Origin of the sequence: Delftia sp. WSY_10 (genome assembly GCF_043104705.1) — a bacterium.
GTDB lineage: Bacteria > Pseudomonadota > Gammaproteobacteria > Burkholderiales > Burkholderiaceae_C > Comamonas > Comamonas tsuruhatensis.
Genome location: NZ_JBICKY010000012.1, coordinates 792008 through 805579, shown reverse-complemented (window position 1 = coordinate 805579; position 13572 = coordinate 792008). Strand labels below are relative to the sequence as shown.

The following is a 13572-nucleotide window of genomic DNA, read 5'->3' as shown; positions in this document are numbered from 1 at the left end:
ACACTGGAGATAACGCATGTTCAAGAAGATCCTGATCGCCAACCGCGGTGAAATCGCCTGCCGCGTCGCGGCTTCCGCCCGCCGCATGGGCGTGCGCACCGTGGCCGTGTACTCGGACGCCGATGCCCGCGCCAAGCATGTGCAGGCCTGCGACGAGGCCGTGCACATCGGCGGCAGCGCCCCCAAGGACAGCTATCTGCGCTGGGAACGCATCCTGGAGGCCGCCAAGGCCACGGGCGCCCAGGCCATCCACCCCGGCTACGGTTTTCTCAGCGAGAACGAGGAATTCGCCCAGGCCTGCGCCGATGCCGGCCTGGTCTTCATCGGCCCGCCGCCCTCGGCCATCCGCGCCATGGGCCTGAAGGCGGCCTCCAAGCAGCTCATGGAAAAGGCCGGCGTGCCCCTGGTGCCCGGCTACCACGGGGCCGACCAGGACCCGCAGCTGCTGCAGCGCGAGGCCGACCGCATCGGCTACCCGGTGCTGATCAAGGCCAGCGCCGGCGGGGGCGGCAAGGGCATGCGCCTGGTCGAGCGCAGCGAGGACTTTGCCGCCGCCCTGGCCAGTTGCCAGCGCGAGGCCATCAACAGCTTCGGCGACGACGCCGTGCTGGTCGAGAAATACGTGCTGCGCCCGCGCCACATCGAAATCCAGGTCTTTGGCGACACCCAGGGCAACTGCGTCTACCTGTTCGAGCGCGACTGCTCGGTGCAGCGCCGCCACCAGAAGGTGCTGGAGGAGTCCCCCGCGCCCGGCATGACGCCTGCGCTGCGCCAGAAGATGGGCGAGGCCGCCGTGGCCGCCGCCCAGGCCGTGAACTACGTGGGCGCGGGCACGGTGGAATTCATCGTCGAGCAGCCCGGCGGCTACGACCAGCCCGAGGCCATGAAGTTCTACTTCATGGAGATGAACACCCGCCTGCAGGTCGAGCATCCGGTGACCGAGGCCATCACGGGCGAGGACCTGGTGGACTGGCAGCTGCGCGTGGCCAGCGGCCTGCCCCTGCCCAAGCGCCAGGACGAGCTGCGCATCACCGGCCATGCCATTGAGGCGCGCATCTGCGCAGAAAACCCCGACAACGGCTTCCTGCCCGCCACCGGCACCCTGCATGTCTACCGCAAGCCCGACTGCGCCAGCTTCCGTGTCGGCGACGTGCGCGTGGACGACGGCGTGCGCGAGGGCGATGCCATCAGCCCCTTCTACGACTCCATGATCGCCAAGCTCATCGTGCATGGCGACACGCGCGAACAGGCGCTGGCGCGGCTCGATGCCGCCCTGGCCGAGACACGCATCGTGGGCCTGGCCACCAATGTGCAGTTCCTGCGCCAGGTCATCGCCAGCGATGCCTTTGCAACCGCCAAGCTGGACACGGCGCTGATCGAGCGCGAGAAGCAGCATCTGTTCCACCAGCAGCGCCTGCCGCAGGCCCAGGCCGTGGCCGCCGCCGTGGCCCAGATACTGCAGGCCGAGCGCGCGCAGGAAACCGCCGACCCCTTCAGCCGCCGCGACGGCTGGCGCTCGCACGGCGTGGCCGAGCGGCGCTGGGACTTCCGCCAGGGCGAGGCCGCCGTGCCCGCACGCCTGCGCTACCTGCATGACGGCGCGCTGCAGCTGGCCGTGGGCGAGGGCGAGTCCCTCGCCGAGGGCCTGCTGTCCTGGCAACAGGCCGGGGACGGCGCCTTCGACGTGCAATTCGCGGGCCAGCGCCTGCGCGCCCAGGTCCATGTGCTGGGCGAGCAATGCCATGTGTTCGCTCCCCAGGGCGCGGCCGTGCTGGGCCTGGCCGATCCGCTGGCCCATGCGGGCGATGTGCATTCGGAAGGCGGCCGCCTGACGGCGCCCATGCCGGGCAAGGTGGTCTCCTTTGCCGTCAAGGCCGGCGACAAGGTCAGCAAGGGCCAGCCGCTGGCCGTGATGGAGGCCATGAAGATGGAGCACACCATCGCCGCGCCCGGCGACGGCGTGGTGGCCGAACTGCTGTATGCGCCCGGCGACCAGGTGACCGAAGGCTCCGAGCTGCTGCGCCTGGAAAGCTGAGCCCGCAGACAAGACAGTTTTGCGCAAAAGTCGCGCGTGGGCGTCGCCAGGCCGTTAGGCTTGGCCACCTATGCGAGTGACTTTCTGCTGCGAAGACACCAGGCCCGACGCCTGGCTGCAAGGACTGCGCGCGGCCCTGCCGGGCGCCGAGGTGGACATCTGGTCGCCGGGCGCGCCGCAGGCCGACTACGCCCTGGTCTGGGCGCCACCCCAGCGCTTCATCGACGAGCAGCCGGGCCTCAAGGCCCTGTTCAACATCGGTGCCGGCGTCGATGCGCTGCTGCCGCTGCGCCTGCCGCCCGACCTTCCCGTCTACCGCCTGGAGGACGCCGGCATGGCCGTGCAGATGGCCGAATACGTCAGCCAGGCCGTGATCCGCTTCTTCCGGGGCCTGGACGGCTACGAGGCCGACATGGCCGCCGGCCTGTGGCAGCACCGGCCCAATCCCCGGCGTGCCGACTACCCCGTGGGCGTCATGGGACTGGGCCGCATGGGCGAGCGCGTGGCGCGCGCGCTGGCGGTGTTCGATTTCCCCGTCAACGGCTGGAGCCGTACGCCGCATGCCATCGACGGCGTGCGTGGCTTCTGCGGCCCGCAGGACTTCGACGCCTTTCTGCGCGCCACCCGCATCCTCGTCAACCTGCTGCCGCTGACCCCCGAGACCGACAGCATCATCGACGCGCGCAGCCTGGCCCTGCTGCAGCCGGGCGCCTATGTGATCAACGTGGGACGCGGCGGCCATGTGGCGGACGAGGACCTCATCGCCGCCATCGACGGGGGCCATGTGTCCGGCGCGTTGCTCGATGTGTTCCGCACCGAGCCGCTGCCCGACGGCCATGCCTTCTGGCGGCATCCGCGCATCACGCTCACGCCCCACACCTCGGCGCGCACCCTGGCGCGCGACAGCGTGGAGCAGATCGTGGGCAAGGTCGCGGCGCTGAGCCGGGGCGAGGCCGTGAGCGGCCGCGTGGACCTGCGGCGCGGCTACTGACGGGCGCGCTCAGTCCAGCGTCACGCCGGTGCTGCGTACCAGGGCACCCAGGCGCTGGGAGTCGCTCTTGATCAAGGCGCCGAATTCGGCCGCCGTGCCGCCCACGGCCGGCGTGCCTATGGCCTCCCAGCGCGTGCGGAAGGCCGGGTCCTTGAAGATGGCGTTGACCGTGGCATTGAGTTTGTCGATGGCGGCGGGCGGCGTGCCCGCGCGCACGGCAATGCCATGCCAGCCCGTGATCTGGTAGCCGGGCACGCCGGCCTGGGCCATGGTGGGCACATCGGGCAGCACCTTGCTGCGCTCTGCCGAGGTGACGGCCAGCGGGATCAGGCGCCCGCCCTGGATGTGCTGCAGCGAGCTGCCCACGATGTCGAACATCACGCCCACCTGGCCGCCGATCAGGTCGTTGAGTGCCGGTCCCGCACCCCGGTAGGGCACATGGCCCAGCTTGACCTGCTCCATGGAGTTGAACAGCTCGCCCGCCAGGTGCTGGGGCGTGCCGTTGCCGGCCGAGGCAAAGCTCAGTGTCTTGCCCGTTTTGGCCAGGGCCAGCAGCTCGGCCACGGTCTTGGCGCCCAGCGAGGGATGCACTTCCAGCACCAGCGGGAAGGCCGACAGCTGCACCACGGGCTCCAGGTCCTTGAGCGGGTTGAAGGGCATGCTCTTGTACAGCGAGGAATTCACGGCCATGGGGCCGCTGGCGGCCAGCAGCAGGGTGTGGCCGTCGGCCGGTGCTTGGCGGGCCACCTCGGCGCTGCCCAGGTTGCCGCCCGCGCCGCTCTTGTTCTCCACGATGACGGTCACGCCCAGGCGCTGCTGCAGCTCGGGCTGCAGCATGCGTGCCATCAGGTCGGTGGGGCCGCCGGGCGGATAGGGCACAACGAAGCGGATGGTCTTGCTGGGGAATGCCGGCGACGGGGTCTGGGCCGAGGCCTGGCCCGCCAGGCCCAGGGCCATGAAGGCCAGGGGAAGCGCCGTGAATGCGGTGGCTGCCTTGATTTTGGCGATGGCATCACGCCGCGTGCCGTGGGTGGGCTGTTGCATGGTTGTGTCTCCTGCCTGTGGTTGGAATGGAAGGCCCGTCTTGTGCGGGCTCATGGGCCTGTAAGGCGCCTGGTGCTCAGCCCGGTGTGAAGCGCCGGCGTATGTCGTCGGCCGTGGCCAGGGGGCGGCCCAGCGCCTGGGCGGACACCACGGCCTGGCGGACCAGGGCGGCGTTGTCGGGCGCTGTGTGGCCGTCCTTGGCCAGCAGGTTGTTCTCGAAGCCCACGCGCGCATGGCCGCCAAACGCGGCGGCTGCCGCGATGCAGGTGTTTTCCGTGGCGCCGAAGGCGCACACGGCCCAGGGCTCGCCGCCGTCATGCGCCGCAAGAAAGGGCAGCAGGTCCTGCGGCCGCGAGGTCTGGCCCGCGCTGTAGCGGCCCAGCACGAAAAGCAGGAACCACGGCGCCTCGGGCACCACGCCCTGGGCGCGCAGCGCCTGCCAGCGGCGCAGGTCGGCCACGTCGTAGAGGATGACCTGCACCATGACCTGGTCGCGCACCAGGCCCGTGAAAAAGTGCGCCAGTCCCGCATCGCCGATCTCGGGCCGGTCGATCTCGCGCAGGCCGATGGAGACGGCCTCGGGCCGCAGCGCCTGCACCATGGCGATCTGCTCGGGCGCGCGGTAGACGCCTGCGGCCTCGCTGGTGATCTGCACCACCATGTCCGTGCCCACGGCCTCGCGCACCACGCGCCAGGCTTCGCGGTAGCCGTCCAGATCCAGGCTGTGGCGTCCCCGGGCGTCGCGGATGTGCATGTGGATCATGGCCGCGCCGGCATCCAGGCAGGCGCGTGCCGTGGCGGCCAGCGCCTGCGGTGTGATCGGCAGGGCTTGGTGGTCGGCCGGCTGCTTGTAGGCGCCGTTGGGGGCCACGGTGATGATCAGCGGGTCGCTCCACTGCGACGTGGTTGACGTGGGCGATGTGGGCGACGTGGTTGACGTGGGGACCGGCGTGCTCATGGCGTGTCCTGTGCCTGCTCCGGCACCGGCAGCTCGCTGGCCAGCAGGGCCAGGCCCTGGCGCAGCAGCGCGTCGTAGCGTGCACGCTCGGCCAGGCGGCGGTCCTCGGGCCAGTCGAAGAAGCCCTTGCCGGTCTTCATGCCCAGATCGCCCCGCGCCACGCGATCGCGCAGGGCCTGGGCCGGCACATCGGTGTTGGACAGCGTGGGGTACATGGTGGCGGCGGCCGCGCAATGCACCTCGATGCCAGCATGGTCGCGCTGCAGCACGGGGCCGGCCGCCAGGAAGCGGAAGCCGAAGCCGAAGCGCACGGCGGCATCCACGTCCTCGGGCGAGGCAATGCCCTCGTCGATGAGGGCGAAGGCCTCGCGCGACAGCGCATGCTGCATGCGGTTGGCCAGAAAGCCGGGCTTGTCCTTCTTCACCAGCACCGGCACGCTGCCGCAGCCGCGCATGAAGGCATGCAGCCACTGGCCCAGGGCCGGGTCGCTGCGCTCTCCCAGCACCACTTCCACCAGCGGCACCAGGTGGGCGGGCATGAAGAAGTGCAGGCCCAGCATGCGCTGCGCCGTGGGCAGGCCGCTGGCGATGGCGCTGATGGGAAAGCCCGAGCTGTTGCTGGCCAGCACGGCGTCGGCCGGCGCATGCGCCTGCAGCTCGGCGAACAGCGCCTGCTTGGCGTCCAGCCGCTCGGTGATGCATTCCACCACCAGGGCGACGCCGTCCCAGGCCACATCCTCCAGCGCCGCGCAGACCGAGACCTGGGACGCGCACCGGGCAAAGCCGGCCGTGGCCAGCTCGATGGCAATGTGCTGCAGCAGCAGCTCGCGCCGTGCCGCGCCGGGGTCGACCACGGTCACCAGGGCGCCGCCCCGGGCCAGGACCACGGCCACATCGGCACCCATGGTGCCTCCCCCGACGACCACCGTGCGCGCGTTGCGCGGCGAACTGCTGTGCATGCTGTCTCCTGCTGATCTCATGGATTTGAGGCGCAGTCTAGGCAGACGTCATTGAACGGTAAAGACGCATTTTTCGATAAACTGATCGGCCATGAAGATCAATTGGTCGGCCCGCGAGGTCGATGTCTTTCTGGCGCTGGCCGATTCGCTGAGCTTTCGGCGCACGGCGCTGCAGATGCACCTGTCGCAGTCGGCCGTCTCGGGCACGCTGGCGCGGCTGGAAGAGATGCTGGGCGCGCGCCTGTTCGAGCGCACCACGCGCGCCGTGGAACTGACCCAGGCCGGCGAGGTCTTCGCCGAGCAGGCGCGCATCCTGCGCCACCAGATGGACGAGACCGTGCGCCGCGTGCAGGAGGTGGCCCAGGTGCAGGTGGGGCGGCTGGCGCTGGCGGCCCTGCCTTCGCTGGCCGCGGGCTTGCTGCCCCGCGTGCTGGCGCGCTTCGCGGCCGAGCATCCGGGCGTGCACCTGGAGCTGTTCGACAGCCTGGCCGGGCCGGCCTTCGACATGGTGCGCGCAGGCCGCGTGGACTTTGCGCTCACGGCGGCCAACCCCGCCTATGCCGACCTGGACTACCTGCCCCTGGCCTCCGACCGCTTCGTGCTGCTGCTGGGCCGCGGCCATGCGCTGGCGCGCGGGCGCGGCGATCTGGGCTGGGCCGACGTGGCCCATCTGCCCCACATCTCCATGCCGGCCGGCACCAGCGTGCGGCAGTACGCCGACGAGGCCCTGCTGACCCACGGCATACGCTTTGCGCCCCAGTACGCCGTGGAGCACCTGGCCACCATCGCGGCCATGGTGGCTGCCGATCTGGGCGTGAGCGCGCTGCCGCTGCTGGCCGCGCAGGTGGTGCAGCGGCCGGAGGTGGTGGCGCGCCCGCTGGCACGGCCGGTGCTGCGCCGCCCCATCGGCCTGGTGCGCCTGAGCGGCCGCCGCCTGTCGCCGGCTGCCGCGCGCATGGTGGAGATGCTGCGCGAGGAAATGGCGGCCCTGCCGGGCTGAAGGGGGCGCTGGCAGCCGTTGTGCATGGCCCGGCAGGATATGGGGTGGTGCCCGGACCTGCAAGACTGGACAATAGGGGCCGTACCCGTCATCCCGGTGAGAACACCCCATGAGCATTCCTTCCCGCGTCAAACTCGTCGATGTAGGCCCCCGCGACGGCCTGCAGAATGAAAAACAGCCCGTGCCCGCCGCCGTCAAGATCGAGCTGGTGCACCGCCTGCAGGAAGCCGGCCTCAAGGAAATCGAGGTCACCAGCTACGTCAGCCCCAAATGGGTGCCGCAGATGGCCGACAACGCCGAAGTCATGGCCGGCATCGTCCGCCGCCCCGGCGTGCGCTACAGCGTGCTCACGCCCAACATGAAGGGCCTGGAGGCCGCGCTGTCGGCGCCGCGCGAACTGTGGCCCGACGAGATCGTGGTCTTCGGCGCGGCCAGCGAGGCCTTCAGCCAGAAGAACATCAACTGCTCCATTGCCGAAAGCATCGAGCGCTTCGCCCCCGTGGCCGAGGCCGCACGCGCCCAGGGCATCTACGTGCGCGGCGCCATGAGCTGCACCGTGGGCTGCCCCTACGAAGGCGAGATCGCCCCCGAGCGCGTGGCCTACCTGGCCGGCCTCATGAAGGGCATCGGCGTGCAGCATGTGGGCGTGGCCGACACCATCGGCGTGGGCACGCCCGTCAAGGTGCGCAAGGCCATCGAGGCCACGCTGCAGCACTTCGCCATCGACGATGTCTCGGGCCACTTCCACGACACCTACGGCCAGGCCGTGTCCAACACGCTGGCCGCGCTGTCGCTGGGAGTGTGGCAGTTCGACACCTCGGTGGCGGGCCTGGGCGGCTGCCCCTACGCCAAGGGCGCCACGGGCAATGTGGCCACCGAGGACGTGGTCTACATGCTGCAGGGCATGGGCATAGAGACCGGTATCGACCTGGACAAGCTGATTGACGCCGGCCAGTTCATCAGCGACCACCTGGGCCGCCCCACGCAATCGCGCGTGGCCAAGGCACTGCTCACCAAGCGCGCCAGCGCGTCTGCATGCGAGGCGGTGTGAGCATGTGCGGATCTGAACTCCACCATCTTCCCGAAGGCGTGCAGCGCGTGGCGGCCTTCCTGCAGCAGGCCGGCCATGGCGAGGGGCCGCGCATGCTGGACGGCGCGGCGCGCACGGCCCAGGAAGCGGCCGACCAGCTGGGCATCCTCGTGGGCCAGGTGGCCAAGAGCATCATCTTCCGCCGCCGCAGCGACGGCGTGGCCGTGCTGGTCGTGGCCTCGGGCGACCGCCGCGTGGACGAGAAGAAGGTCGCCGCCCTGGTCGGCCCCGTGGGCCGTGCCGATGCCGACTTCGTCAAGGCGCAGACGGGCTTTTCCATCGGCGGCGTCAGCCCCGTGGCCCATGCCAACACGCCCGTGACCCTGGTGGACCGGGAACTGCAGCGTTTCGACATGGTCTGGGCTGCCGCCGGCCATCCGCATGCGGTGTTCGCGGCCACGCCGGCCGCGCTGCAACTGCTGGCCGGCGCGCCCTGGGCCGACGTGGTGCAGGAGGTGGCGGCATGATGGGCCCCAAGGAAATGCTGGCCCACAAGGCCGGCGCAGCCTTCGCTGCGCGCGCTGACGACGAGCCCGTGCCATCGCCCTGCATCTCGGTCTGCCGCATGACGCCGGACCGCAGCCATTGCGAAGGGTGCTTTCGCACCATCGACGAGATCCGTGCCTGGTCCAAGTCCGATGCGTCCCAGCGCCTGGTCATCTGGAACGCGCTGCTCGAGCGTGCGGGCATCACGGTCGCCGTCCCCTAGACCCCCTGGACTGCACTGCAGGAGCCTGCCGCCATGAAGCAGATCACCTTCCATCTCGACTTCGTCTCGCCCTATGCCTGGCTGGCCTTCGAGCAACTGCCTCAGGCCCTGCAGGGCATCAGCCACCACATGCAGTACCGCCCCGTGCTGCTGGGCGCGCTGCTGCAGCGCCATGCCAACCCGGGGCCGGCCGGCATCGCGGGCAAGCGCGAGTGGACCTACCGCCATGTGAGCTGGCTGGGCCATGCCACGGGCGTGGGGCTGGACATGCCGGCCCGCCATCCGTTCAACCCGCTGCCGCTGCTGCGCCTGGCGCTGGAATGCAGCGACGACGGCACGGTCAACCGCTTTGTCGCGGGCACGGTGCTGCGCCATGTCTGGCTGGGCGGCGCCGACGCGCTGGACCCTGCGCGGCTCGACGCCCTGCGCGCCACGCTGGCGCCACAGCTGCGCACGGATGCGGCGGACAACGCCAAGCGCCTGCTGCGCGAGAACACCGAGGCTGCCGCGGCGCAAGGCCTGTTCGGCGTGCCGGCCTGGGAAGTCGACGGCCGCCTCTTCTGGGGCCTGGACAGCCTGCCCATGCTGCGCGCCTACCTGGAAGGCGACAGCTGGTTCGACAGCGGCTGGGACGCGGCTGCAAGCGTGGAGCAAGGCCTGAAGGTTTGAATGGCGGGGCTGGAACAACGGCCCCGCCCCATGCCCAACGCCTTCAACTTCGCCGCCTCGCCCTTCGACTGCCTCACGCCCGACGAACAGGCGCTGGTGCGCGATGGCGTGGACATCGCCTACTTCCCCGAGGGCGCCGTGGTGCTGGACGCCGGCTCGGCGCCCACCCACCTCTTCGTCATCATCAAGGGCCATGTGGTGCAGACCGAGGGCGACGAGGTGCTGGCCAGCTACGGCCCCGACGACAGCTTCGACGGCCGCGCCCTGGTGGCCGGCCGCACGGGCAGCCGCTTCACCGTGGCCGAGGAGCTCATCGCCTACCAGCTTGCGCGCGAAACCGTGGGCGAGCTGATCGCGCGCAACACGGCCTTTGGCGCCCTGCTGTTCTCCGACCTGGGCCACAAGCTGGGCACATTGGCCCAGCGCGCCGACCGGCACGAATTGCAGTCGCTGACGCTGGCGCGCGTGGACCAGGCCTATCTGCGCGCCGCCCATGTGGTGGATGCGGCCACCGACATCGTCTCCGTGGTGCGCCTGTTCCATGCAGAGCGCACGACCAGCGTGCTGGTCTCGGGACTGCCGCAGGGCGGCCTGGGCATCTTCACGGGCACCACGCTGCAGCGCGCCATCCTTGACGGCCGCCCGCTGGAGCGGCTGGCCGTGGGCGAGTTCGCCAGCCAGCCCGTGTTCACCGTGCGCGCCGACGACCAGCTGGGCGATGCCCTGGTCGTGCTGCTGCGTGCGCGCGTGCACCGGCTGGCGGTGCTCGATGCACAGGGCCAGGTGCTGGGCATCCTGGAGGCGCTGGACCTGTTCAGCTTCCTGGCCAACCACTCCCACCTGATCACCGTGCAGATCGAGCAGGCTGCCGACCTGCAGGCGCTGGAGCAGGCGGCTGCCCAGATCACGCGCCTGGTGGCCGCCCTGCACCGGGGCGGCACGCGCATTGCCCTCATGGCGCGCCTGGTGCAGCAGCTCAACGCCCGTTTGTTCGAGCGTGCCTGGCAGATGCTGGCGTCGCCGGACCTGGTGGCCCACAGCTGCCTCTTCGTCATGGGCAGCGAGGGGCGCGGCGAGCAATTGCTCAAGACCGACCAGGACAACGGCCTGCTGCTGCGCGACGGCTATGTGCCGCCCCAGGACCTCGATGCCATCTGCGCGCGCTTTTCCGCGCAGCTGCAGCGCTTCGGCTACCCCGAATGCCCGGGCGGCATCATGCTCAGCAATCCGCTGTGGCGCGGCACGGTGGCCGACTTTGGCCGTCGTGTGCGCGAATGGCTGATCCTGCCCAGCCCGCAAGGGCTGATGCACCTGGCCATCTTTCTGGATGCCCACGCCGTGGCAGGCGATGCAGCCTTGCTGGCGCAGGTTCGGCGGGACCTGATGGCGCTGGCCCTGGACAGCGACGCCCAGGTGGCGCGCTTTGCCTCGGCCGTCGACGCCTTCGCGCACGAGCCGGGCAGCTGGTGGGAGCGGCTGCTGGGCCGTGGTGACGAGGGGGCGCCCGTGCACCTCAAGAAGGCCGGCATCTTTCCCATCGTCCACGGCGTGCGCAGCCTGGCGCTGGCCCACCACATCGCCGCCACGGGAACGGCCGAGCGCCTGGCGGCCCTGGTGGCCGAAGGCGTGCTCGATGAAGTCCAGGGCCGCGAACTGCTTGAAGGACTGCACTTTCTCATGGGCCTGCGCCTGCAGGCGGGCCTGGCCGAGATCGACCTGGGCCGGCCCGTCACCGGCCATGTGGACCCGGCGCGCCTGAGCAGCCTGGAGCGTGATCTGCTCAAGGACACGCTGGCCGTGGTGCGGCGCTTCCGCGAACTGCTGCGCCAGCGCCTGCGGCTGGACGCCGTATGAGCGCGGCGCCCTTGCAGCGCTGGGTGGCGGGCCTGCGGCGCAACTGGCAGCGGCGCAGGCTGGCGGACCCCGCCTATGCCTTTCTCTTCGACGCGCCGCCGCCCGGCGAATGGGTGGCGCTGGACTGCGAGACCACGGGCCTGGATGTGCGCTGCGACCAGATCATCTCCATCGGCGCCGTGCGCATCGTGGGAGATCGCATCCTGTCCAGCGAGCGCCTGGAGCTGCTGGTGCGCCCCTCGCGCAGCGTGCCCGGCGACAGCGTGCGCATCCACCGCCTGCGCGAGCGCGACCTGGCCCGGGGCCTGGCCATCGAGGACGCGCTCGCGCAGCTGCTGCGCTTCATCGGCAGCCGCCCGCTGGTCGGCTACTACCTGGAATTCGACGTGGCCATGATCGAGCGCGTGCTGCGCCCCTGGCTGGGCACGGGCCTGCCCAACGAGCGCATCGAGGTCTCGGCCCTGTACTACGACCACCGCTTCCGGCAGCTGCTGCCCTGGCAGCAGCAGGCGCCCGAGATCGACCTGCGCTTTGCCACGCTGATGGCCGATTTGGGCCTGCCCCGGCGAGAGGCCCACGACGCACTCAACGACGCCGTGATGGCGGCGCTGGCCTTCATCAAGCTGCGCAGGCTGGCCAGCGGGACGCCGGCCGCGCTGCATCAGCGCAAGGCGGACGGCGAATAGCCGAAGCGCGCACGGAAGCGCTCCGAAAAGCGCGCACGCGACTGGTAGCCACAGGCCTGGGCGATGTGTTGCAGGCTCCAGCCGGTGGTCTGCACCAGCAGCATGGCGTGGTGCATGCGCGTGTCCACCAGCAGTTCCTCGAAGCGGACGCCCTCGCCGGCCAGGCGCCGGCGCAGCGTGGCCTCGCTCATGGCCAGCGCGCTGCCGGCGCTGTGCGCTGTCCAGTGCTGCTGGGGCGCCTGGGCAATGAGGGTGCGCAGGCGCGAGGCCGTGCCGGGCGGGCCCGCGCGGCGCAGGATGTGGCCGCGCTCCGCGAGCGCGGCGAGCAGGTCCATCAGCCGGTAGCGCAGCCGTTCGTCGCTGAGAGTCGGCGACGGCACGCTGGCCAGCACCTGCCGCAGAGCGTCTTGCAGGTCATCGTCCAGCGGCAGTTGCCGAAAGGCCTGCTCGTCCAGCGGCAGCGCTGCGGGCTGGGCGCGTGTGCGGTGGAACGCCTCCAGCAGCTCGGGCGACAGTGCCAGCAGCACGGAGCGAAAGGGCTGTCCGCCGCTGCCCGGTGTCTTCATCAGATCGGCGCTGGTATGCGCCTGCACCAGCAGCAGGCAAGAGGGCGTGTCCACCGTGGTCTGGTGGCTGCCGTCGTGCAGGTCCAGCCTGCCTGCCGCCACCAGCAGCAGGCAGGCTTCATGGAACAGGAAGCGCGGCGTATGCCGGGCCTGGCGCAGGCTGGGCTGCGCTAGGCTGCACAGGCCGGCCCGCACCACGGGGGCGGCAGAAGGCAGCAGCCAGTGGCTGCCGGGCACCGGGTCGCCGTTCAGGTTCAAGCGGCGCAGACCGCAGGGTTCAGGCTGTACAGGCCGGTGATGCTGGCCTTGCCCAGCACCTGGCCGGCTTGCAGCGCCGCGCGCACATTGGCGCCGGTTAGTTCGCCGGAGACCGCCAGCGTGGGCGTGGCCAGCGCATAGACGGTGAAGACGTAGTGGTGGACGATGCTGTCGTTCCACGGGGGGCAGGGGCCGTCGTAGCCGTAGTAGTCGCCCTTCATCTGCTCGTCGCCCGCGAACCAGCCCGTGTAGTCGTTGATGCCGTGGCGCAGGCCGCCGGGGGCGGCCGGGCCGCTCTTGCCGCGCGGCGTGACGCCGTCGGACTGGGCACCTGCCGCGATCTCGGTGGTGGCGGCCGGAATGTCCAGCAGCAGCCAGTGGAAGAAGTCCACGCGCGGCAGGCTGGCCGGCACTTCGCGGCCTTCCTGGTTCACATCGTCGCCGCGGCTGGGCACGTCGGGATCGTGGCAGACCACGACGAAGGACTGCGTGCCCGCCGGTGCGCCGCTCCAGGCAAGGTGCGGATTGCGGTTGGACGACAGCGCCACGTGGGATGCCGCATCGGGCACGGCGAACGCGAATTCGCCGGGGATGGCCTGGCCGTCCTGGAAGCTTTGGCTGGTGAGTTGCATGTCGGATGGATCCTGTGCGTTGAAGAGAGAAGTCATGCTGCACGAAGCGCTCGGCAGACCCCCGAGTCTAGGGGCGGGGAAAATGCAGGACATCGCCCATCCGCTCAAAAGGCTTCTCCAG

At 70.6% G+C, this 13572-nt stretch carries 14 protein-coding genes; 9 read left to right on the top strand and 5 right to left on the bottom strand.

Annotation, left to right across the window (positions count from 1 at the left end):
- Nucleotides 1-16 precede the first annotated feature (16 nt).
- Nucleotides 17-2035: an acetyl/propionyl/methylcrotonyl-CoA carboxylase subunit alpha gene (locus ACF8ML_RS05710; protein ID WP_392406605.1), complete on the top strand. Its 2019-nt coding sequence runs from the start codon at nt 17-19 to the stop codon at nt 2033-2035.
- 70 nt (nt 2036-2105) lie between these two features.
- Nucleotides 2106-3026: a glyoxylate/hydroxypyruvate reductase A gene (locus tag ACF8ML_RS05705; protein ID WP_212644666.1), complete on the top strand. Its 921-nt coding sequence runs from the start codon at nt 2106-2108 to the stop codon at nt 3024-3026.
- A gap of 9 nt (nt 3027-3035) precedes the next feature.
- Here ACF8ML_RS05705 and ACF8ML_RS05700 read toward each other — a convergent pair whose 3' ends face one another.
- The 3 genes from ACF8ML_RS05700 to ACF8ML_RS05690 all read right to left on the bottom strand — a co-directional run bounded on the left by ACF8ML_RS05700 (nt 3036) and on the right by ACF8ML_RS05690 (nt 5987).
- Nucleotides 3036-4070: a Bug family tripartite tricarboxylate transporter substrate binding protein gene (locus ACF8ML_RS05700; RefSeq protein WP_392406603.1), complete on the bottom strand. Its 1035-nt coding sequence runs from the start codon at nt 4068-4070 to the stop codon at nt 3036-3038.
- A gap of 76 nt (nt 4071-4146) precedes the next feature.
- Nucleotides 4147-5028, bottom strand: coding sequence for a 3-keto-5-aminohexanoate cleavage protein (locus ACF8ML_RS05695; RefSeq protein ID WP_392406602.1), 882 nt, complete (start codon nt 5026-5028; stop codon nt 4147-4149).
- Nucleotides 5025-5987: a 3-hydroxyacyl-CoA dehydrogenase family protein gene (locus ACF8ML_RS05690; protein ID WP_016450038.1), complete on the bottom strand. Its 963-nt coding sequence runs from the start codon at nt 5985-5987 to the stop codon at nt 5025-5027. The genes ACF8ML_RS05695 and ACF8ML_RS05690 overlap by 4 nt, the downstream gene beginning before the upstream one ends.
- A gap of 91 nt (nt 5988-6078) precedes the next feature.
- On the opposite strand from ACF8ML_RS05690, the gene ACF8ML_RS05685 reads away from it, so the two are divergent.
- The 7 genes from ACF8ML_RS05685 (at nt 6079) to ACF8ML_RS05655 (ending at nt 11995) form a co-directional block, all read left to right on the top strand.
- Entirely contained in the window at nt 6079-6987 is a 909-nt protein-coding gene (locus tag ACF8ML_RS05685) for a LysR family transcriptional regulator (protein WP_012207762.1), read from the top strand.
- A 109-nt stretch (nt 6988-7096) separates the two neighbouring features.
- Nucleotides 7097-8038 (top strand): hydroxymethylglutaryl-CoA lyase, encoded by a 942-nt coding sequence (locus tag ACF8ML_RS05680; RefSeq protein WP_016452781.1) that lies wholly within the window; start codon nt 7097-7099, stop codon nt 8036-8038.
- Nucleotides 8039-8040: 2 nt separating this feature from the next.
- On the top strand, nt 8041-8544 hold the full coding sequence (locus ACF8ML_RS05675) for a YbaK/EbsC family protein (protein ID WP_154833350.1): 504 nt from the start codon (nt 8041-8043) through the stop codon (nt 8542-8544).
- On the top strand, nt 8541-8786 hold the full coding sequence (locus tag ACF8ML_RS05670; protein ID WP_016450040.1) for a DUF1289 domain-containing protein: 246 nt from the start codon (nt 8541-8543) through the stop codon (nt 8784-8786). The genes ACF8ML_RS05675 and ACF8ML_RS05670 overlap by 4 nt, the downstream gene beginning before the upstream one ends.
- A 33-nt stretch (nt 8787-8819) precedes the next feature.
- Nucleotides 8820-9455, top strand: a complete 636-nt coding sequence (locus tag ACF8ML_RS05665) for a DsbA family protein (RefSeq protein WP_392406600.1) — start codon at nt 8820-8822, stop codon at nt 9453-9455.
- Nucleotides 9456-11309, top strand: coding sequence for a putative nucleotidyltransferase substrate binding domain-containing protein (locus tag ACF8ML_RS05660; RefSeq protein WP_289240847.1), 1854 nt, complete (start codon nt 9456-9458; stop codon nt 11307-11309).
- On the top strand, nt 11306-11995 hold the full coding sequence (locus tag ACF8ML_RS05655) for a 3'-5' exonuclease (protein ID WP_392406598.1): 690 nt from the start codon (nt 11306-11308) through the stop codon (nt 11993-11995). The genes ACF8ML_RS05660 and ACF8ML_RS05655 overlap by 4 nt, the downstream gene beginning before the upstream one ends.
- Here the strand turns inward: ACF8ML_RS05655 and ACF8ML_RS05650 are convergent.
- Together ACF8ML_RS05650 and ACF8ML_RS05645 are read right to left on the bottom strand one after the other, a co-directional pair.
- Entirely contained in the window at nt 11971-12819 is an 849-nt protein-coding gene (locus tag ACF8ML_RS05650; protein ID WP_017407741.1) for an AraC family transcriptional regulator, read from the bottom strand. The genes ACF8ML_RS05655 and ACF8ML_RS05650 overlap by 25 nt on opposite strands.
- Entirely contained in the window at nt 12816-13451 is a 636-nt protein-coding gene (locus tag ACF8ML_RS05645; RefSeq protein WP_016450045.1) for a YbhB/YbcL family Raf kinase inhibitor-like protein, read from the bottom strand. Before ACF8ML_RS05645 ends, ACF8ML_RS05650 begins: the two co-directional genes overlap by 4 nt.
- Between the last annotated feature and the right edge of the window lie 121 nt (nt 13452-13572).

Excerpts from the sequence above, each read along its gene's own strand:
- ACF8ML_RS05710 (WP_392406605.1), top strand. The coding sequence starts at position 17 with ATGTTCAAGAAGATCCTGATCGCCAACCGCGGTGAAATCGCCTGCCGC.
- ACF8ML_RS05705 (WP_212644666.1), top strand. The coding sequence starts at position 2,106 with ATGCGAGTGACTTTCTGCTGCGAAGACACCAGGCCCGACGCCTGGCTG.
- ACF8ML_RS05700 (WP_392406603.1), bottom strand. The coding sequence starts at position 4,070 with ATGCAACAGCCCACCCACGGCACGCGGCGTGATGCCATCGCCAAAATC.
- ACF8ML_RS05695 (WP_392406602.1), bottom strand. The coding sequence starts at position 5,028 with ATGAGCACGCCGGTCCCCACGTCAACCACGTCGCCCACATCGCCCACG.
- ACF8ML_RS05690 (WP_016450038.1), bottom strand. The coding sequence starts at position 5,987 with ATGCACAGCAGTTCGCCGCGCAACGCGCGCACGGTGGTCGTCGGGGGA.
- ACF8ML_RS05685 (WP_012207762.1), top strand. The coding sequence starts at position 6,079 with ATGAAGATCAATTGGTCGGCCCGCGAGGTCGATGTCTTTCTGGCGCTG.
- ACF8ML_RS05680 (WP_016452781.1), top strand. The coding sequence starts at position 7,097 with ATGAGCATTCCTTCCCGCGTCAAACTCGTCGATGTAGGCCCCCGCGAC.
- ACF8ML_RS05675 (WP_154833350.1), top strand. The coding sequence starts at position 8,041 with ATGTGCGGATCTGAACTCCACCATCTTCCCGAAGGCGTGCAGCGCGTG.
- ACF8ML_RS05670 (WP_016450040.1), top strand. The coding sequence starts at position 8,541 with ATGATGGGCCCCAAGGAAATGCTGGCCCACAAGGCCGGCGCAGCCTTC.
- ACF8ML_RS05665 (WP_392406600.1), top strand. The coding sequence starts at position 8,820 with ATGAAGCAGATCACCTTCCATCTCGACTTCGTCTCGCCCTATGCCTGG.
- ACF8ML_RS05660 (WP_289240847.1), top strand. The coding sequence starts at position 9,456 with ATGGCGGGGCTGGAACAACGGCCCCGCCCCATGCCCAACGCCTTCAAC.
- ACF8ML_RS05655 (WP_392406598.1), top strand. The coding sequence starts at position 11,306 with ATGAGCGCGGCGCCCTTGCAGCGCTGGGTGGCGGGCCTGCGGCGCAAC.
- ACF8ML_RS05645 (WP_016450045.1), bottom strand. The coding sequence starts at position 13,451 with ATGCAACTCACCAGCCAAAGCTTCCAGGACGGCCAGGCCATCCCCGGC.